At 60.9% G+C, this 17,850-nt stretch carries 17 protein-coding genes; 14 read left to right on the forward strand and 3 right to left on the reverse strand.

What is annotated here, in order from left to right:
- Positions 1 to 155: 155 nt before the first annotated feature.
- From murJ to ispH, 6 genes are all read left to right on the forward strand, one after another.
- Positions 156 to 1,694 (forward strand): murein biosynthesis integral membrane protein MurJ, encoded by a 1,539-nt coding sequence (gene murJ / locus AC4PS7_RS00490; protein WP_042571053.1) that lies wholly within the window; start codon positions 156 to 158, stop codon positions 1,692 to 1,694.
- A gap of 119 nt (positions 1,695 to 1,813) precedes the next feature.
- The gene (ribF, locus tag AC4PS7_RS00495; protein WP_010213269.1) at positions 1,814 to 2,752 is read left to right on the forward strand and encodes a bifunctional riboflavin kinase/FAD synthetase; all 939 of its coding nucleotides are present in this window, start codon (positions 1,814 to 1,816) and stop codon (positions 2,750 to 2,752) included.
- A gap of 14 nt (positions 2,753 to 2,766) precedes the next feature.
- On the forward strand, positions 2,767 to 5,598 hold the full coding sequence (gene ileS, locus AC4PS7_RS00500; protein WP_010213267.1) for an isoleucine--tRNA ligase: 2,832 nt from the start codon (positions 2,767 to 2,769) through the stop codon (positions 5,596 to 5,598).
- Positions 5,591 to 6,103 (forward strand): signal peptidase II, encoded by a 513-nt coding sequence (lspA, locus tag AC4PS7_RS00505; RefSeq protein WP_010213265.1) that lies wholly within the window; start codon positions 5,591 to 5,593, stop codon positions 6,101 to 6,103. Before ileS ends, lspA begins: the two co-directional genes overlap by 8 nt.
- Before the next feature lie 7 nt (positions 6,104 to 6,110).
- Positions 6,111 to 6,548, forward strand: coding sequence for an FKBP-type peptidyl-prolyl cis-trans isomerase (fkpB, locus tag AC4PS7_RS00510; protein ID WP_010213263.1), 438 nt, complete (start codon positions 6,111 to 6,113; stop codon positions 6,546 to 6,548).
- Positions 6,549 to 6,716: 168 nt separating this feature from the next.
- Positions 6,717 to 7,664 (forward strand): 4-hydroxy-3-methylbut-2-enyl diphosphate reductase, encoded by a 948-nt coding sequence (ispH, locus tag AC4PS7_RS00515; protein ID WP_010213261.1) that lies wholly within the window; start codon positions 6,717 to 6,719, stop codon positions 7,662 to 7,664.
- Here ispH and AC4PS7_RS00520 read toward each other — a convergent pair.
- On the reverse strand, positions 7,618 to 8,199 hold the full coding sequence (locus AC4PS7_RS00520; protein WP_021491923.1) for a GspH/FimT family pseudopilin: 582 nt from the start codon (positions 8,197 to 8,199) through the stop codon (positions 7,618 to 7,620). The two genes, ispH and AC4PS7_RS00520, sit on opposite strands and share 47 nt — an antisense overlap.
- Before the next feature lie 192 nt (positions 8,200 to 8,391).
- On the opposite strand from AC4PS7_RS00520, the gene pilV reads away from it, so the two are divergent.
- The 5 genes from pilV to thiO all read left to right on the forward strand — a co-directional run bounded on the left by pilV (position 8,392) and on the right by thiO (position 11,704).
- Entirely contained in the window at positions 8,392 to 8,877 is a 486-nt protein-coding gene (gene pilV, locus AC4PS7_RS00525) for a type IV pilus modification protein PilV (RefSeq protein WP_021491922.1), read from the forward strand.
- Entirely contained in the window at positions 8,874 to 9,581 is a 708-nt protein-coding gene (locus AC4PS7_RS00530) for a PilW family protein (protein ID WP_457244438.1), read from the forward strand. The genes pilV and AC4PS7_RS00530 overlap by 4 nt, the downstream gene beginning before the upstream one ends.
- Positions 9,582 to 9,588: 7 nt before the next feature.
- Positions 9,589 to 10,119: a pilus assembly PilX family protein gene (locus AC4PS7_RS00535; RefSeq protein ID WP_021491921.1), complete on the forward strand. Its 531-nt coding sequence runs from the start codon at positions 9,589 to 9,591 to the stop codon at positions 10,117 to 10,119.
- Between the two features lie 11 nt (positions 10,120 to 10,130).
- The gene (locus AC4PS7_RS00540) at positions 10,131 to 10,532 is read left to right on the forward strand and encodes a type IV pilin protein (RefSeq protein ID WP_021491920.1); all 402 of its coding nucleotides are present in this window, start codon (positions 10,131 to 10,133) and stop codon (positions 10,530 to 10,532) included.
- A gap of 62 nt (positions 10,533 to 10,594) precedes the next feature.
- Complete coding sequence (gene thiO / locus AC4PS7_RS00545; RefSeq protein WP_457244437.1) at positions 10,595 to 11,704, forward strand: glycine oxidase ThiO; 1,110 nt, start codon at positions 10,595 to 10,597, stop codon at positions 11,702 to 11,704.
- On the opposite strand, the gene AC4PS7_RS00550 is transcribed toward thiO, so the two are convergent.
- Positions 11,691 to 11,924, reverse strand: coding sequence for a PP0621 family protein (locus AC4PS7_RS00550; RefSeq protein ID WP_010213250.1), 234 nt, complete (start codon positions 11,922 to 11,924; stop codon positions 11,691 to 11,693). The genes thiO and AC4PS7_RS00550 overlap by 14 nt on opposite strands.
- Positions 11,925 to 12,048: 124 nt before the next feature.
- Positions 12,049 to 13,074 (reverse strand): outer membrane protein assembly factor BamD, encoded by a 1,026-nt coding sequence (locus tag AC4PS7_RS00555; RefSeq protein ID WP_010213249.1) that lies wholly within the window; start codon positions 13,072 to 13,074, stop codon positions 12,049 to 12,051.
- Positions 13,075 to 13,223: 149 nt separating this feature from the next.
- Here AC4PS7_RS00555 and rluD point away from each other — a divergent pair, with 149 nt between their 5' ends.
- The 3 genes from rluD (at position 13,224) to clpB (ending at position 17,603) form a co-directional block, all read left to right on the forward strand.
- Positions 13,224 to 14,186, forward strand: coding sequence for a 23S rRNA pseudouridine(1911/1915/1917) synthase RluD (rluD, locus tag AC4PS7_RS00560; RefSeq protein WP_010213248.1), 963 nt, complete (start codon positions 13,224 to 13,226; stop codon positions 14,184 to 14,186).
- Positions 14,183 to 14,908, forward strand: a complete 726-nt coding sequence (gene pgeF / locus AC4PS7_RS00565) for a peptidoglycan editing factor PgeF (RefSeq protein WP_021491919.1) — start codon at positions 14,183 to 14,185, stop codon at positions 14,906 to 14,908. The genes rluD and pgeF overlap by 4 nt, the downstream gene beginning before the upstream one ends.
- A 130-nt stretch (positions 14,909 to 15,038) precedes the next feature.
- Entirely contained in the window at positions 15,039 to 17,603 is a 2,565-nt protein-coding gene (gene clpB / locus AC4PS7_RS00570) for an ATP-dependent chaperone ClpB (RefSeq protein WP_010213245.1), read from the forward strand.
- Positions 17,604 to 17,850: the final 247 nt, after the last annotated feature.

The raw sequence follows: 17,850 nt of genomic DNA on the forward strand, positions 1-17,850 counted from the left end.
CTGCTGAGTGGTCGATCTGAAGAGGCGGGTGATTTATTTCCGGCGCTTGACCTGTAAACTCGCGAGCTTTGGCTCTGTGCTGTTGCAGGCGCGCAGTATCGCATAAGTGGGCGCTTTGTTCGCCTGCTCTTTATCTAAAGGCGCAAACTCTTTCAATGAATCTGCTCAAATCGCTGGCCGCTGTCAGCTCTATCACGATGATCTCCCGTGTTCTGGGGTTTGTGCGTGACACGTTGCTGGCGCGCATTTTTGGCGCGAGCATGGCCACGGACGCCTTCTTTATTGCGTTCAAATTGCCTAATCTGCTCCGACGGATCTTCGCCGAAGGCGCGTTTTCCCAGGCATTCGTGCCGATCCTGGCCGAATACAAGACCCAGCAGGGCGAGGAAGCCACCCGCACGTTCATTGCCTATGTCTCGGGCCTGTTGACCCTGGTACTGATGCTGGTGACCCTCCTCGGCATGCTCGCCGCGCCCTGGGTGATCTGGGCCACGGCCCCCGGCTTTGCCAATACCCCGGAAAAGTTCGCGCTGACCACGGATCTGCTGCGGGTGACCTTTCCTTATATATTGCTGATCTCCCTGTCATCCCTGGCCGGAGCGATCCTCAATACCTGGAACCGTTTCTCGGTGCCGGCCTTCGTGCCGACCCTGCTGAACGTCAGCATGATCATCTTCGCGCTGTTTCTTACCCCGTATTTCGATCCGCCGGTAATGGCCCTCGGTTGGGCCGTATTGGCGGGCGGCCTGGCGCAACTGCTCTATCAGCTGCCGCACCTGAAAAAGATCGGCATGCTCGTGTTGCCGCGCCTGAACCTCAAGGACACCGGCGTGTGGCGCGTGATGCGCAATATGTTGCCGGCGATCCTGGGCGTGTCGGTCAGTCAGATTTCGCTGATCATCAACACGGCGTTCGCCTCGTTGCTGGTGTCCGGCTCGGTGTCGTGGATGTACTACGCCGACCGCCTGATGGAGTTGCCGTCCGGCGTGCTGGGCGTGGCGCTGGGCACGATCCTGCTGCCGACCCTGGCGCGCACCTATGCCAGCAAGGATCGCCAGGAATACTCGCGTATCCTCGATTGGGGCCTGCGCCTGTGCTTTGTGCTGGTGCTGCCGTGTGCCCTGGCGCTGGGGATCCTGGCCGAGCCGTTGACCGTGGCGCTGTTCCAATACGGCCAGTTCGATGCCCATGATGCCTTGATGACGCAGCATGCGCTGATCGCCTACTCCGTCGGCCTGCTCGGCATTATCGTGATCAAAGTGCTGGCCCCCGGCTTCTATGCCCAGCAAAACATCCGTACGCCGGTCAAGATCGCGATTTTCACGCTGATCGTCACGCAATTGCTCAACCTGGTGTTCATCGGGCCGCTGGCGCACGCTGGCCTGGCCCTGGCCATCAGTGCCGGCGCATGCATCAATGCCGGATTGTTGTTTTACCAACTGCGTAAACAGCAAATGTTCCAGCCACAGCCAGGCTGGGGCCTGTTTGCCCTCAAGCTGCTGGTGGCGGTGGGGGTGATGTCGGCCGTGCTGCTGGGTTTGATGCACTTCATGCCGGCCTGGGACGAAGGCCATATGCTGGAGCGCTTCCTGCGCCTTGGCGTGCTGGTCGTTGCGGGCGTGGTGGTGTACTTCGGGATGTTGCTGGTGCAGGGCTTCCGCCTGCGGGATTTCAATCGCAAGTCCCTGGGTTAGAGAGTTTGCCGCGATAAAACCGTTGTTTTATCGATTCGATCCATTTGGCCTGTGCTGTTGCCTGTCGTCCGGGGCCGGGTGTGGTTATAATCGACCACTTTATGAGCAAGAAGCGCGTTATGCAGCTGGTTCGAGGTCTCCACAACCTGCGCCCCGAGCATCGGGGCTGCGTCGCCACTATTGGCAACTTTGACGGTGTTCACCGTGGCCACCAGGCTATCCTGGCTAGGCTGCGCGAGCGTGCGGTCGAGTTGGGCGTGCCCAGCTGCGTGGTGATTTTCGAGCCACAGCCGCGGGAATACTTCACCCCCGAGACTGCGCCAGCCCGGCTGGCCCGCCTGCGGGACAAGCTGCAATTGCTGGCGGAAGAGGGCGTGGACCGTGTCCTCTGCCTGGCTTTCAACCAGCGTTTGCAAAGCCTGAGCGCCGCCGAGTTTGTCGACCGTATCCTGGTCGATGGCCTGGGCGTGCAGCATTTGGAGGTGGGTGACGACTTCCGCTTTGGTTGCGACCGCGTCGGGGATTTCGATTTTCTGCAGCATGCGGGCGTCAACCAGGGTTTTACCGTCGAAGCCGCGCAAACCGTCGAACTGGACGGCCTGCGCGTGAGCAGTACCCAGGTGCGTAACGCCCTGGCCGCTGCCGACTTCGCCTTGGCCGAGCGTTTGCTCGGTCGCCCGTTCCGCATTGCCGGACGGGTCCTGCACGGCCAGAAGCTGGCGCGCCAATTGGGCACGCCAACCGCCAACGTGCAACTCAAGCGCCGTCGTGTGCCGCTGACCGGGGTTTACCTGGTGAGCGTCGACATCGACGGCCAATCGTGGCCGGGAGTCGCCAATATAGGTGTCAGGCCCACGGTTGCAGGTGATGGCAAGGCCCACCTGGAAGTACACCTGCTGGATTTTGCCGGTGATCTGTATGACCGGCGTTTGACGGTGGTTTTCCACCAAAAGCTGCGTGAAGAGCAGCGTTTCGCCTCCCTTGAGGCGTTGAAAACGGCGATCAATGCGGATGTCGCCGCCGCCCGTGCACTAGCCGCACCTAGCGCCCATCGCTAACCGAAGAGCCTTAAATGACCGACTATAAAGCCACGCTAAACCTTCCGGACACCGCCTTCCCAATGAAGGCCGGCCTGCCACAGCGCGAACCGCAGATCCTGCAGCGCTGGGACAGTATTGGCCTGTACGGAAAGTTGCGCGAAATTGGCAAGGATCGTCCGAAATTCGTCCTGCACGACGGCCCTCCTTATGCCAACGGCACGATTCACATCGGTCATGCGCTGAACAAGATTCTCAAGGACATGATCCTGCGCTCGAAGACCTTGTCGGGTTTCGACGCGCCGTATGTCCCGGGCTGGGACTGCCACGGCCTGCCAATCGAACACAAAGTCGAAGTGACCTACGGCAAGAACCTGGGCGCGGATAAAACCCGCGAACTGTGCCGCGCCTATGCCACCGAGCAGATCGAAGGGCAGAAGTCCGAATTCATCCGCCTGGGCGTGCTCGGCGAATGGGACAACCCGTACAAGACCATGAACTTCAAGAACGAGGCCGGTGAAATCCGTGCCTTGGCCGAGATCGTCAAGGGCGGTTTCGTGTTCAAGGGCCTCAAGCCCGTGAATTGGTGCTTCGACTGCGGTTCGGCCCTGGCCGAAGCGGAAGTCGAGTACGAAGACAAGAAGTCCTCGACCATCGACGTGGCTTTCCCGATCGCCGACGACACCAAGCTGGCCGAGGCCTTTGGCCTGGCAAGCCTGGGCAAGCCCGCGGCCATCGTGATCTGGACCACCACCCCGTGGACCATCCCGGCCAACCAGGCGTTGAACGTGCACCCGGAATTCACCTACGCCCTGGTGGACGTCGGTGATCGCCTGCTGGTGCTGGCCGAGGAAATGGTCGAGGCATGCCTTGCCCGCTACGAACTGCAAGGTTCGGTGATCGCGACCACCACCGGCTCTGCGCTGGAACTGATCAATTTCCGCCACCCGTTCTATGACCGTCTGTCGCCGGTGTACCTGGCTGACTACGTCGAACTGGGTTCGGGTACCGGCATTGTTCACTGCTCGCCGGCCTATGGCGTGGACGACTTTGTCATCTGCAAAAAATATGGCCTGGTCAACGACGACATCATCAACCCGGTGCAAAGCAACGGCGTCTATGTGCCTTCGCTGGAGTTCTTCGGCGGCCAGTTCATCTTCAAGGCCGACCAGCCGATCATCGACAAGCTGCGTGAAGTCGGTGCGCTGATGCAAACCGCCACCATCCAGCACAGCTACATGCACTGCTGGCGCCACAAGACCCCGCTGATCTACCGCGCCACCGCGCAGTGGTTCATCGGCATGGACAAAGAGCCGACCACCGGCGACACCTTGCGTGTACGCTCGCTCAAAGCCATCGAAGACACCCAGTTCGTCCCGGCCTGGGGCCAGGCACGCCTGCACTCGATGATCGCCAACCGCCCGGACTGGTGCATCTCCCGCCAGCGTAACTGGGGCGTGCCGATCCCGTTCTTCCTGAACAAGGAAAGCGGCGAGCTGCACCCACGCACCGTCGAACTGATGGAAGTCGTGGCCCAGCGTGTCGAACAGGAAGGCATCGAAGCCTGGTTCAAGCTGGACGCCGCCGAGCTGCTGGGCGATGAAGCGCCGCAGTACGACAAGATCAGCGACACCCTCGACGTCTGGTTCGACTCGGGTACCACCCACTGGCACGTGCTGCGCGGCTCGCACCCCATGGGTCACGAAACCGGCCCGCGTGCCGACCTGTACCTGGAAGGCTCGGACCAACACCGTGGCTGGTTCCACTCGTCGCTGCTGACAGGTTGCGCCATCGACAACCACGCGCCGTACCGCGAACTGCTGACCCACGGCTTCACCGTCGACGAGACGGGCCGCAAGATGTCCAAGTCGCTGAAGAACGTGATCGAGCCGAAAAAGATCAACGACACCCTGGGCGCCGACATCATGCGTCTTTGGGTCGCGTCGACCGACTATTCGGGCGAAATCGCCGTGTCGGACCAGATTCTGCAGCGCAGCGCCGATGCCTACCGCCGCATCCGTAACACCGCACGCTTCCTGCTGTCGAACCTGACCGGTTTCAACCCGGCCACCGACCTCCTGCCAGCCGAGGACATGCTCGCCCTGGACCGTTGGGCGGTGGACCGTACCCTGTTGCTGCAACGCGAGTTGCAGGAGCACTACGGCGAATACCGTTTCTGGAACGTCTACTCGAAGATCCACAACTTCTGCGTGCAGGAGCTGGGTGGCTTCTACCTCGACATCATCAAGGACCGCCAGTACACCACCGGCGCCAACAGCAAGGCCCGCCGTTCGGCGCAGACCGCGCTGTATCACATCTCCGAAGCGCTGGTGCGCTGGATCGCGCCGATCCTGGCCTTCACCGCCGACGAACTGTGGGAATACCTGCCGGGCGAGCGTAACGAGTCCGTGATGCTCAACACCTGGTACGAAGGCCTGACCGAACTGCCGGCCGACTTCGAACTGGGCCGCGAGTATTGGGAAGGTGTGATGGCCGTGAAGGTCGCGGTGAACAAGGAACTGGAAGTGCAGCGTGCGGCCAAGGCCGTCGGTGGCAACCTGCAAGCCGAAGTCACCTTGTTTGCCGAGGACGGCCTGACCGCGGACCTGGCCAAGCTGAGCAACGAACTGCGCTTCGTGCTGATTACTTCCACCGCAAGCCTGGCGCCATTCGCCCAGGCCCCGGCGGATGCGGTCGCCACCGAAGTACCTGGCCTCAAGCTCAAAGTGGTCAAGTCGGCCTTCCCTAAATGCGCCCGTTGCTGGCACTGCCGTGAAGACGTCGGCGTGAACCCTGAGCATCCGGAAATCTGTGGTCGCTGCGTCGACAACATCTCGGGTGCTGGTGAGGTTCGCCACTATGCCTAATGCAGCCAGTCGTTTTGGACGTCTGGGCTGGCTCGTATTGAGTGTGCTGGTCCTGGTCATCGACCAGGCCAGCAAGGCTCATTTCGAGGGCTCCCTGGAGATGTTCCAGCAGATCGTGGTGATCCCGGATTACTTCAGCTGGACCCTGGCCTACAACACCGGCGCCGCTTTCAGCTTCCTGGCGGATGGCGGCGGCTGGCAGCGCTGGCTGTTCGCCCTGATCGCCGTGGTGGTCAGTGCGGTGCTGGTGGTGTGGCTCAAGCGTCTCGGCCGCGATGACACCTGGCTGGCTATTGCGTTGGCCCTTGTGTTGGGCGGCGCGCTGGGCAACCTGTACGACCGCATTGCCCTGGGCCATGTGATCGACTTCATTCTGGTGCATTGGCAGAACCGCTGGTACTTCCCGGCGTTCAACTTTGCCGACAGCGCCATCACCGTCGGTGCGATCATGCTGGCGCTGGATATGTTCAAAAGCAAGAAAACCGGAGAGACCGTCAATGACTGATCAGGTATTGGCTGAGCAACGCATCGGCCAGAACACGGAAGTCACTTTGCATTTCGCATTGCGCCTGGAGAATGGCGACACGGTCGACAGCACATTCGACAAAGCACCGGCCACCTTCAAGGTCGGTGATGGCAACCTGCTGCCGGGCTTCGAAGCGGCCCTGTTCGGTTTCAAGGCTGGCGACAAGCGTACCCTGCAGATCCTGCCGGAAAACGCCTTTGGCCAGCCCAACCCGCAAAATGTGCAGATCATCCCGCGTTCGCAGTTCCAGGACATGGACCTGTCGGAAGGCTTGTTGGTGATCTTCAACGATGCGGCGAATACCGAACTGCCCGGTGTGGTGAAGACTTTCGATGACGCGCAAGTGACCATCGACTTCAACCACCCGTTGGCCGGTAAAACCTTGACCTTTGACGTTGAAATCATCGACGTTAAAGCGCTCTGACTGACTAAACCGGTTCCTGTGGGAGCTGGCATGCCTGTGATAGCGTCACCTCGGCGTACTTGATATACCGAGTCGTTTGCATCGCGGGCAAGCCCGGCTCCTACAGAGGCTTACTCTTACAGAGTTGAGTTGATCCAATTTCTTGCGCTGCAAGACACGAGGCACAGCATGCAAATCAAACTCGCCAACCCCCGTGGCTTCTGCGCCGGCGTGGACCGGGCGATCGAAATCGTCAACCGCGCCCTGGAAGTTTTCGGGCCGCCGATTTACGTGCGCCATGAAGTCGTCCACAACAAATTCGTGGTCGAAGACCTGCGCGCGCGTGGCGCCATCTTTGTCGAGGAACTGGACCAGGTGCCGGATGACGTGATCGTCATCTTCAGTGCCCACGGCGTTTCCCAGGCAGTACGTACCGAAGCGGCAGGCCGCGGCCTGAAAGTCTTCGATGCCACCTGCCCGCTGGTGACCAAGGTGCACATCGAAGTGGCGCGCTACAGCCGTGACGGACGAGAGTGCATCCTGATCGGCCATGCCGGTCACCCGGAAGTCGAAGGCACCATGGGTCAGTACGACGCCAGCAATGGCGGGGCAATTTACCTGGTGGAAGACGAAAAAGACGTCGCCAACCTGCAGGTACAGAACCCTGAGCGCCTGGCATTCGTGACCCAGACCACCTTGTCCATGGACGACACCAGCCGCGTGATCGACGCGCTGCGCGCGCGCTTCCCGGCCATCGGTGGGCCACGCAAGGACGACATCTGCTACGCCACCCAAAACCGACAGGACGCGGTCAAGCAACTGGCCGATGAATGCGATGTGGTCCTGGTTGTTGGCAGTCCTAACAGCTCCAACTCCAACCGCCTGCGTGAGTTGGCCGAGCGCATGGCAACCCCGGCGTACCTGATCGATGGCGCCGAAGACATGCAGCGCAGCTGGTTCGATGGCGTCGAGCGTATCGGTATCACGGCAGGCGCTTCCGCCCCGGAAGTGCTGGTGCGCGGCGTTATCCAGCAGTTGCATGCCTGGGGTGCCACCGGTGCGGATGAACTGGCTGGCCGCGAAGAGAACATCACCTTCTCCATGCCCAAGGAGCTACGGGTTCGCTCGCTGCTCTGAGTACCTGTGTGCCGGAGTCGCTCCGGCACAACGCCTGCTCGGCACGCTCGCTGCGCAGGCTGATGCGCCCGCTGGGTGCCAGTACCACCTGATACAGGCTCTGCGCCAGATCTGTGGCGCATACGTGCACGGTGCCAGCGCGAAAACCTCCGCCTGAAAAAACCGGTTCGCCCAATCCGCTGAAGCGCACCTGGTTTTTGACCGGCCCATTGCCAACGATCGTCACTCCACCATTGTCCTGATGCTCCCGCAGGACTGGGTTGTCGTCATCCAAATGGCCGCGCCCGCTCGCATCCACAATGACCCGCCAGCCCTGGCTCCAGCTGTTCTCACGCGCATGAATGACCACCGCCTGGTTACGGGCGATGGCTTCGGTGCGTGCGTAGCGCAGGCCTGCGGTCAAGGATTGCGCCGCGCCGTGTCGCTGCTGTGAGTCCAGCAACCCCTTGAAACCGGGGGTTGCCAGGCCAGCCAGGATGCCGCTCACGATCAACCCGAGCAGCAGTTCGATCAGGGTGAAACCTTGTTGGTGCATGTGTCGTCCCTCCTTGGGTTCAGGTGCAGTCCTAGGTATAGCGCCCAGTGCATTGCGCCGAATGATGGCCTTCATGTCCAAAGTATTTCCCTTTGTTCCAGGAGCAGCGCGAGCGAAAAACCGACGCTAGTCTTGGGCCGCACAGCAGGTTTCTCCTGCTTTTTCCGGACCTCGACATGGATGACGACGGTTATGCCTGCCTGCCCCAACACCGGTTTCCCCCAGGATCTGTCTCGGCACCAAATTGGCATGACGCTGATCGAGGTGCTGGTTGCCGTATTGATCCTCGCCATTGGCCTGTTGGGCACGGCGGTGATCCAGCTCAATGCGCTCAAGTACACCGACAGTTCCCGAATGACCAGCCAGGCCAGTTTCATTGCCTATGACATGCTTGACCGGATCCGCGCCAATTCTGCGGTCGACTACTCCTGGGGCCGGGCCGAGCGTGCTCCGGCCAGCAGCGCATCCGCCAGCGTGCGCGATCTGGACCTGCATGATTTCGAGGCCAATATCCTCGGCTTTGCCGGGGCCAGCGCCAAAGGCTCGGTGTCGGTCAGTGCGGGTGAGGTGACTGTCAGCATCAGTTGGGACGACAGCCGGGGCGCGAACAGGCCGGGCGCTCGGGAAACGTTCACCCTGACCAGCCGCATCAGCGATGAATCGAGGGGGGCGCAATGAGGCACCGTGTTCGGGGCTTCAGCCTGGTGGAAGTGCTGCTGGCGTTGGCTGTGGGCTTGGTTGTGGTGCTTGGGGTCAGCCAGGTGGTGATTAGTTCCAGAGCCACCCATGCCAGCCAGCAGGCGGCGATGTTGCTGCAGGACGATGCGCGGTTCGTGCTGGGCAAGATCGTCCAGGACATTCGCCAGGCGGGCATGTTTGGCTGCCTGGCCACGGCGTTTATCGACGACGCTCCAGCAGCCTTTGATCAGCCTGTCAGTTGGAAGGCTGAGGCGGGTGTGAAGTCGCTGTCGCTGGTGACGGCGGATGTTGGTCAGCAGAGTGGCAAGCCTGACTGGACGGTGTTGTCCGATTGCACAGGAACCGCGCAGTCTTACGCCGGCAATGCGCCTGCGCCTGCCCCTGGACACATCAGGTTTGCGCTGCGCCAGATCACCTACACCTTCGAAGCGGGCCAATTGAGAGTGAGCACGCCTGCGGCGCCTGCCAAGGCGGTGTTGGTGGATAACGTGCAAGGGTTTGATATCAGCTTTGGCGTGGCCGCCAAACCGTCTTCCACGCAGGTGGCGCGCTACGACGCAAGCCCGGCGGACCTGTCCTTGATACGCAGCGTGCGCATCCTGATGACGCTGCGAGACCCGACCGAGCGCGTGAAGGATCAAACCTACAGCGTCGTGGCGGCACTTCGAAACCGTCTGGGGTAGGGCTGACATGATGCTTCAAAAGCCTATTCGTCTGCGGCAGGCCGGCATGGTGCTGCTGATCAGCCTGGTGGTGTTGTTGCTGTTGTCGCTGATCGGTCTGTCATCCATGCAAGGGGCGGTCAGCCAGCAAAAGGTCACCGCCAGTCTCTGGCACCGTAATCAATCGCTGCAAAGCGCCGAGAGTGGCTTGCGGCGTGGGGAGTCGGTGGTGCAGCGGTTATTTGCGACGCTGCCGCCGTGCCAGTCGATTGTCACCTGTGCACCGCCGGCCGCCGCCTATTCGGTGGTTGGGGCTGGGGTGGACCCTGTGTCGGGCATTACTTGGACTGCACTGGACGGCGGTCTATACGGCGTTCAAGCCCTGGGGGGCGCGGTGGGGCTGGCGCATTTACCACCACAAACCGTGGCCGACGTATATCGAGTGACGGCTGTCGGGTTGAGCGGCCAATTGCGCACGGTGCTGGAGAGCGTCTATGCGCATGTAGAAGAAGAGGGCGGCTCGCGTTTCCGGCGGGTGGCCTGGCGGCAACTTCAATAAGGAGCGTTGAAATGGGCATGGACAGGCGGGGTTTTACACTGATCGAGTTACTGATCGCCGTGGCCATCATCGCCGTGCTGGCCGGGATTGCTTACCCCGGCTATACCGGCCATATGAAAAAGGTCTATCGCGCTGAAATCGTCGCGTTATTGACCGACCAGGCTCAGCATCTGGAACGTTTTTATACGAGGAGCGGCACTTTTATTGATGCAAGCGGCGTCAGTGCGGGCAACGATCGCTATAGAATCACCGCAGCATTGAACCCTCAGGATTTCCAGCTGGTGGCTACGCCTGGCGTCGACTCGGTCATGACCGGCGACCTTTGCGGCGCGTTTAGCCTGACCAGCACCGGCGCGAGGACCAATCCGGGCGCTGCACCTGACATCTCGCGCAGGCAGTGCTGGGGGCAATGATGAGGGTGCGGGATGACTGGGCGCCAGGTGCGCTTGTTCCTTTTTATCGGCTGGATCAAATGATGGCAGAGCAACAGCAGGTAGTGATTGTCGGTGGCGGGGTCATCGGCTTGTTGACGGCGTTCAACCTGGCGACCCAAGGGCAAGCAGTGGTGTTGCTGGAGCGCGCGGGGTTGGGGCAGGAGTCCTCCTGGGCGGGCGGCGGTATTGTCTCGCCGCTGTATCCGTGGCGCTACAGCCCCGCTGTCACTGCGCTGGCCCATTGGTCCCAGGACTTTTATCCACAGTTGGCGCAGCGCCTGTTTGCGCAGACCGGTGTTGACCCAGAGGTTCATACCACGGGCCTGTACTGGCTGGACCTGGACGATGAAGCCGAGGCCCTGGCCTGGGCTGCGCGCGAAGGCCGTCCATTGAGCAAAGTGGACGTGTCGGCCGCCCATGACGCCGTTCCGGTGTTGGGTGGCGGGTACGCCAATGCGATCTACATGGCTAACGTCGCTAATGTGCGCAACCCGCGTCTGGTCAAATCCCTCAAGGCGGCACTGCTGACATTGCCCGGCGTGACCATTCACGAACAATGTGAAGTGACGGGTTTTTTGCTGGATGCGGGCAATGTAGTGGGGGTGAGCACTACTGATGGGGCGATCTTCGGCGATCAGGTCGTACTGGCGGCCGGCGCCTGGAGCGGTGAGCTGCTTGGTACGTTGGGCCTGTCGCTGCCGGTCGAACCGGTCAAGGGCCAGATGATCCTGTACAAATGCGCTTCGGATTTCCTGTCGAGCATGGTCCTGGCCAAGGGGCGTTACGCGATCCCCCGACGTGATGGGCACATCCTGATCGGCAGCACGCTGGAGCATGAAGGCTTCGATAAGACCCCCACTGAAACGGCGCTGGAAAGCCTCAAGGCCTCGGCGGTGGAGTTGATTCCCGCGCTGGCGGACGCCGAGGTGGTTGGGCATTGGGCCGGATTGCGCCCAGGTTCGCCGGAAGGTATTCCTTACATCGGCCAAGTGCCGGGCTTCAAGGGCTTGTGGCTCAACTGCGGCCATTACCGCAATGGCCTGGTGCTTGCGCCGGCGTCGTGCCAGTTGTTTACCGATCTGCTGCTGGAGCGTGCGCCGATCATCGACCCCGCGCCTTATGCGCCCGAAGGTCGGATCAACGCTGGATAGACTTTGGCCCTTGCTCCAAATGCGCCTGGGTGCAATACCACTCCTGGCGCGAGCTCAAGGCGCGATCCTGCGGCAGGTGCACGCCGCAGTGGGCGCAGCGCACCATCAGGGCAGCGTCAGGCTCGCTGGCGCGTTGCTGCTTGGCGGCCGGGCTTTTGAATTTGCGCCAGAACCATACTGCGGCGGCAATGACGGCAATCCAGAACAGTAGACGAAGCATGATGGGCAGTTTCTCGACAAGGAATGCGCCAGTTTAGCCAAGGACGTGCCAGGCGCACAGCGCAATAATACCGCCCACAAAAAAGGAGCCTCGAAAGGCTCCTTTTTGATGACGGCAGGTGCAATCAGTCGAACACACCGAAGGTCATGTAGCTGAACCACGAACGGTCCTGGTTGTTGCCCAGGGCCTGCGGTTCTTCCTCTTCGATCACGTCGCCGTTCTCGTCGTGGGGCTTGAGGTCCGAAGGAATGGCGTCCTTGGCGTCCTGGTACTGCTTGATCACGTCCTGGTTGGCGCGGGTTTCGCCCGGCGGCAGCGGTGGACGGGATTCGATCAGGCCCAGGGTGTACTTGCTCAGCCACGAACGGTTGTCGGCTTCGGCAACCTGAGGCACGAACTGGCCGTCCTTCAGGCTTGGGTGATCCGGGTAGTTGAGCTTCAAGGTTTCCAGGCTGGTGCTGGCCAGTTCGTCCAGGTGCAGACGCTGGTAAGCCTCGGTCATCACGGCCAGGCCGTCACCCACGGAGGGGGTTTCCTGGAAGTTCTCTACCACATAGCGACCACGGTTGGCGGCAGCTACGTAGGCCTGACGGGTCAGGTAGTAGTGAGCCACGTGGATCTCATAGGAAGCCAGCAGGTTGCGCAGGTAGATCATGCGCTGCTTGGCGTCGGGCGCGTAGCGGCTGTTCGGGTAGCGGCTGGTCAGCTGGGCGAACTCGTTGTAGGAGTCGCGGGCAGCGCCCGGGTCACGCTTGGTCATGTCCAGCGGCAGGAAGCGCGCCAGCAGGCCGACGTCCTGGTCGAACGAAGTCAGGCCCTTCATGTAGTAGGCGTAGTCGACGTTCGGGTGCTGCGGATGCAGGCGAATGAAACGCTCGGCGGCGGACTTGGCAGCTTCCGGCTCGGCGTTCTTGTAGTTGGCGTAGATCAGCTCGAGCTGTGCCTGGTCGGCGTAGCGCCCGAACGGATAGCGCGACTCCAGTGCCTTCAGCTTGGCTGTGGCGCTGGTGAAGCTATTATTGTCCAGGTCTTTCTGAGCCAGTTGGTACAACTCGACTTCGCTCAGGTTTTCGTCGACGACTTCCTTTGTTGACGAGCAAGCAGCAGTCATGGCGAGGATGGCGATCAGCAGCAGGTGTTTCACTTGCATGGCGGCTTGCGTCCCTATGACGGCCGCTGTCTTGGGCGGGGCCGTCCTGTTATGATGAGCGCCCCGTTGAAAGCCTCGGGGCAAAAGACGCCGTATTTAACCACAAGCGCGCAGCCGAAACCAAAGGCTGTGCCACGCCTAGTCTGAGCATGTCCGATAAAATTGAACTTCGCGCAGAGGTGCCGTCCGAATTGGGCGGCCAACGCCTCGATCAAGTCGCCGCACAATTATTCGCTGAGCACTCGCGCTCGCGCCTTTCCGCCTGGATCAAAGACGGCCGCCTGACTGTGGATGGAGCGGTTATCCGCCCGCGAGACATAGTCCATGGCGGTGCGATTCTTGAGCTGACTGCCGAGCAGGAAGCCCAGGGAGAATGGGTCGCCCAGGACATCGAGCTAGATATCGTCTATGAAGACGACGACATCCTGGTCATCAACAAACCCGCAGGCCTGGTGGTTCACCCGGCCGCTGGGCACGCTGATGGCACTTTGCTCAATGCCTTGTTGCACCACGTGCCGGACATCATCAACGTCCCGCGCTGCGGCATCGTGCACCGTCTGGACAAGGACACCACCGGCTTGATGGTGGTGGCCAAGACCATTCAGGCGCAGACGCAGTTGGTCACACAATTGCAGAGCCGCAGCGTCAGCCGGATCTACGAGTGCATCGTGATCGGCGTGGTGGTGGCGGGCGGCAAGATCAACGCCCCGATCGGTCGCCATGGCCAGCAGCGCCAGCGTATGGCGGTAATGGAGGGCGGCAAGCAGGCCGTCAGCCACTACCGAGTGTTGGAGCGTTTCCGTTCCCACACCCATGTGCGGGTCAAGCTGGAAACCGGCCGTACTCACCAGATTCGCGTGCACATGGCGCACATCAACTTCCCGTTGGTCGGTGATCCTGCCTACGGTGGTCGCTTCCGTATTCCGCCGGCGGCCAGTGCAACCATGGTTGATTCGCTGAAAAACTTCCCACGCCAGGCACTGCATGCGCGCTTCCTGGAACTGGATCATCCGACGAGCGGTAAGCGGATGAGCTGGGAATCGCCTCTCCCGGACGACCTCGTCTGGTTGTTGTCGCTGCTCAAGCAGGATCGCGAGGCGTTTATCGGATGAGTGACTGGCTGATTCCTGACTGGCCTGCGCCGGCTCAGGTGAAAGCCTGCGTCACCACCCGTGCGGGCGGCGTCAGTCTGGCGCCGTTTGACAGCCTCAACCTGGGCGATCATGTCGAGGACAGCCTGGAGGCCGTCCTTGAGAATCGCCGTCGTCTGACTGAGGCCTTTTCTATTCAGCCGGCCTGGTTGCGCCAGGTTCATGGCGTGAACGTGGTCGAGGCTGATCCTGCGCGCATCGCCGAAGCCGATGGCAGTTGGACCAGCACCCCAGGCATCGCCTGCACCGCCATGACCGCCGATTGCCTGCCCGTGTTGTTCTGCAACCGCGCCGGCACTCGCGTGGCGGCGGCCCATGCCGGTTGGCGTGGCCTGGCAGCGGGTGTGCTGGAAGCCGCGTTCGAGAGCCTCGACACCGAACCAGACCAAGTATTGGTATGGCTGGGCCCGGCAATCGGTCCCCAAGCCTTTGAGGTCGGTCCGGAAGTGCGTGAAGCCTTCATGCTGCAGCTGCCGATCACCGCCGAAGCCTTTGTGCCCAGTCGTAACCCCGGCAAGTTCATGGCCGACATCTATAAGCTGGCCCGTCTGCGCCTGGCAGCACGCGGCGTCACGGCTGTTTATGGTGGTGGGTTGTGCACCGTGACCGACCCACGCTTCTTTTCCTACCGGCGCAGCCCTCGCACCGGTCGGTTTGCCTCCCTTATCTGGCTGGAACGCTAGACTCATCTGATCTGCGTCAACTCCCTGTCGCTTGAAACTCCCAGAATCCACCCCATCTATAAGGGTATCTGGCAGGTTTCTTCATTCAGGATGTTTTATAGCTCCGGCCTGCTCAAAAGGAAGGTGACTAATGCGTATTGATCGTTTAACCAGCAAATTACAGTTGGCACTGTCTGACTCTCAATCCCTGGCCGTGGGCCTCGACCACCCGGCCATCGAGCCTGCGCACTTGATGCAGGCGCTCCTGGAGCAGCAAGGTGGTTCTATCAAACCCTTGCTGATGCAGGTGGGCTTCGACGTCAACAGCCTGCGCAAGGAGTTGAGCAAAGAACTCGACCAACTGCCGAAAATCCAAAACCCGACCGGCGACGTGAATATGTCCCAGGACCTGGCGCGCCTGCTCAACCAGGCAGACCGTCTGGCCCAGCAGAAGGGCGACCAGTTCATCTCCAGCGAACTGGTGCTGCTCGCTGCCATGGACGAGAACAGCAAACTCGGCAAGTTGTTGCTGGGCCAGGGCGTGAGCAAGAAAGCCCTGGAAAATGCCATCAACAACCTGCGGGGCGGCGACGCGGTGAACGACCCCAACCATGAGGAGTCGCGCCAAGCCCTGGATAAATACACCGTCGACCTGACCAAGCGCGCCGAAGAGGGCAAGCTTGACCCGGTGATCGGCCGTGACGATGAAATCCGTCGCACCATCCAGGTGTTGCAGCGTCGTACCAAGAACAACCCGGTGCTGATCGGTGAGCCGGGCGTGGGTAAAACTGCGATTGCCGAAGGCCTGGCCCAGCGCATCATCAATGGTGAAGTGCCGGATGGCCTCAAAGGCAAGCGCCTGCTGTCCCTGGACATGGGGTCGCTGATTGCCGGTGCCAAGTTCCGAGGCGAGTTCGAAGAGCGCCTGAAATCCCTGCTCAATGAATTGTCGAAGCAGGAAGGGCAGATCATTCTGTTTATCGACGAGCTGCACACCATGGTCGGCGCCGGTAAAGGCGAGGGCTCCATGGACGCCGGCAACATGCTCAAGCCAGCCTTGGCGCGGGGTGAGCTGCACTGCGTCGGTGCTACCACGCTCAACGAATATCGCCAGTACATTGAAAAGGACGCGGCCCTTGAGCGTCGCTTCCAGAAAGTGCTGGTGGAAGAGCCGAGCGAAGAAGACACCATCGCGATCCTGCGTGGCCTGAAAGAGCGTTATGAGGTCCACCACAAGGTGGCCATCACCGACGGCGCGATCATTGCGGCGGCCAAATTGAGCCATCGCTACATCACTGACCGTCAGTTGCCTGACAAGGCCATCGACCTGATCGACGAGGCAGCCAGCCGCATCCGCATGGAGATCGACTCCAAGCCGGAAGTACTCGACCGTCTGGATCGGCGCTTGATTCAACTGAAAGTCGAGTCCCAGGCCCTGAAGAAAGAAGAAGACGACGCGGCGAAGAAACGCCTGGAAAAACTCCAGGAAGAAATCGTCCGTCTGGAACGCGAGTATTCGGACCTGGAAGAAATCTGGACCTCGGAAAAAGCCGAAGTGCAGGGTTCGGCCCAGATCCAGCAAAAGATCGAGCAGTCCCGCCAGGAGCTGGAAGCCGCACGCCGTAAAGGCGACCTGAACCGTATGGCTGAGTTGCAGTACGGGGTGATCCCCGACCTGGAACGCAGCCTGCAAATGGTCGACCAGCACGGCAAGCCTGAGAACCAGTTGCTGCGCAGCAAGGTAACCGAGGAAGAAATTGCCGAAGTCGTTTCCAAATGGACCGGCATTCCCGTGTCGAAAATGCTCGAAGGCGAGCGCGACAAGTTGCTGAAGATGGAAAGCCTGTTGCACCAACGCGTAATCGGCCAGGAAGAGGCCGTGGTGGCGGTGTCCAACGCGGTACGGCGTTCGCGGGCCGGGTTGTCCGACCCGAACCGCCCGAGCGGCTCGTTCATGTTCCTCGGCCCGACCGGCGTGGGTAAGACCGAGCTGTGCAAGGCCTTGGCCGAATTCCTCTTTGATACTGAAGAGGCCATGGTGCGGATCGATATGTCCGAATTCATGGAGAAACATTCGGTGGCTCGCTTGATCGGCGCTCCACCAGGCTATGTGGGCTACGAGGAGGGCGGTTACCTGACCGAGGCTGTGCGGCGTAAGCCTTACTCGGTGATCCTGCTGGATGAGGTCGAGAAAGCGCACCCGGATGTGTTCAACATCCTGTTGCAAGTGCTGGAAGACGGCCGCCTGACGGACAGCCACGGGCGTACCGTGGACTTCCGCAACACGGTGATCGTGATGACGTCCAACCTGGGGTCGGCGCAGATCCAGGAGTTGGTGGGTGATCGTGAGGGCCAGCGCGCTGCCGTGATGGATGCGCTGACCAGCCACTTCCGCCCGGAATTCATCAACCGGGTCGACGAAGTGGTGATCTTTGAGCCGCTGGCACGTGATCAGATCGCGGGCATCACCGAGATCCAGTTGGGCCGCCTGCGTGGCCGCCTGGCCGAGCGCGAGCTGGACCTGGTATTGAGCAGCGAGGCGTTGGACAAGCTGATCGCGGTAGGTTACGACCCCGTGTATGGCGCACGGCCGCTGAAACGTGCGATCCAGCGGTGGATCGAAAACCCGCTGGCGCAGTTGATCCTGTCGGGCAGCTTCATGCCGGGCACCAGTGTCGAGGCGACCGTGGAAAACGACGAAATCGTCTTCCACTAAGCCCCGTCTGTTGGGTAATAAGAGAAGGCCCCGCATTGCGGGGCCTTTTTTTTCGATAGGGCGTTGAACTGTAAGGCAAAGGCTTGTAAAGTGCGCCCCGCAGCAACGTCAGCCCACGGGTTTCTTCTCCCCAAGAAGAAATCAGAAACAAGCGCAAATCATTGTCTTAAAAGCAATTTAAAGGGTTGACAGGGGTTTTTAAGATTGTAGAATAGCGCGCCTCAGACACATGAACGTAGCGATACGG

Source organism: Pseudomonas sp. DW-iso3, assembly GCF_058725305.1.

Bases quoted from the DNA above. Each gene is read 5' to 3' on its own strand.
- murJ (WP_042571053.1), top strand. From the start codon at position 156: ATGAATCTGCTCAAATCGCTGGCCGCTGTCAGCTCTATCACGATGATC.
- ribF (WP_010213269.1), top strand. From the start codon at position 1,814: ATGCAGCTGGTTCGAGGTCTCCACAACCTGCGCCCCGAGCATCGGGGC.
- ileS (WP_010213267.1), top strand. From the start codon at position 2,767: ATGACCGACTATAAAGCCACGCTAAACCTTCCGGACACCGCCTTCCCA.
- lspA (WP_010213265.1), top strand. From the start codon at position 5,591: ATGCCTAATGCAGCCAGTCGTTTTGGACGTCTGGGCTGGCTCGTATTG.
- ispH (WP_010213261.1), top strand. From the start codon at position 6,717: ATGCAAATCAAACTCGCCAACCCCCGTGGCTTCTGCGCCGGCGTGGAC.
- AC4PS7_RS00520 (WP_021491923.1), bottom strand. From the start codon at position 8,199: ATGCACCAACAAGGTTTCACCCTGATCGAACTGCTGCTCGGGTTGATC.
- pilV (WP_021491922.1), top strand. From the start codon at position 8,392: ATGCCTGCCTGCCCCAACACCGGTTTCCCCCAGGATCTGTCTCGGCAC.
- AC4PS7_RS00530 (WP_457244438.1), top strand. From the start codon at position 8,874: ATGAGGCACCGTGTTCGGGGCTTCAGCCTGGTGGAAGTGCTGCTGGCG.
- AC4PS7_RS00535 (WP_021491921.1), top strand. From the start codon at position 9,589: ATGATGCTTCAAAAGCCTATTCGTCTGCGGCAGGCCGGCATGGTGCTG.
- AC4PS7_RS00540 (WP_021491920.1), top strand. From the start codon at position 10,131: ATGGGCATGGACAGGCGGGGTTTTACACTGATCGAGTTACTGATCGCC.
- thiO (WP_457244437.1), top strand. From the start codon at position 10,595: ATGGCAGAGCAACAGCAGGTAGTGATTGTCGGTGGCGGGGTCATCGGC.
- AC4PS7_RS00550 (WP_010213250.1), bottom strand. From the start codon at position 11,924: ATGCTTCGTCTACTGTTCTGGATTGCCGTCATTGCCGCCGCAGTATGG.
- AC4PS7_RS00555 (WP_010213249.1), bottom strand. From the start codon at position 13,074: ATGCAAGTGAAACACCTGCTGCTGATCGCCATCCTCGCCATGACTGCT.
- rluD (WP_010213248.1), top strand. From the start codon at position 13,224: ATGTCCGATAAAATTGAACTTCGCGCAGAGGTGCCGTCCGAATTGGGC.
- pgeF (WP_021491919.1), top strand. From the start codon at position 14,183: ATGAGTGACTGGCTGATTCCTGACTGGCCTGCGCCGGCTCAGGTGAAA.
- clpB (WP_010213245.1), top strand. From the start codon at position 15,039: ATGCGTATTGATCGTTTAACCAGCAAATTACAGTTGGCACTGTCTGAC.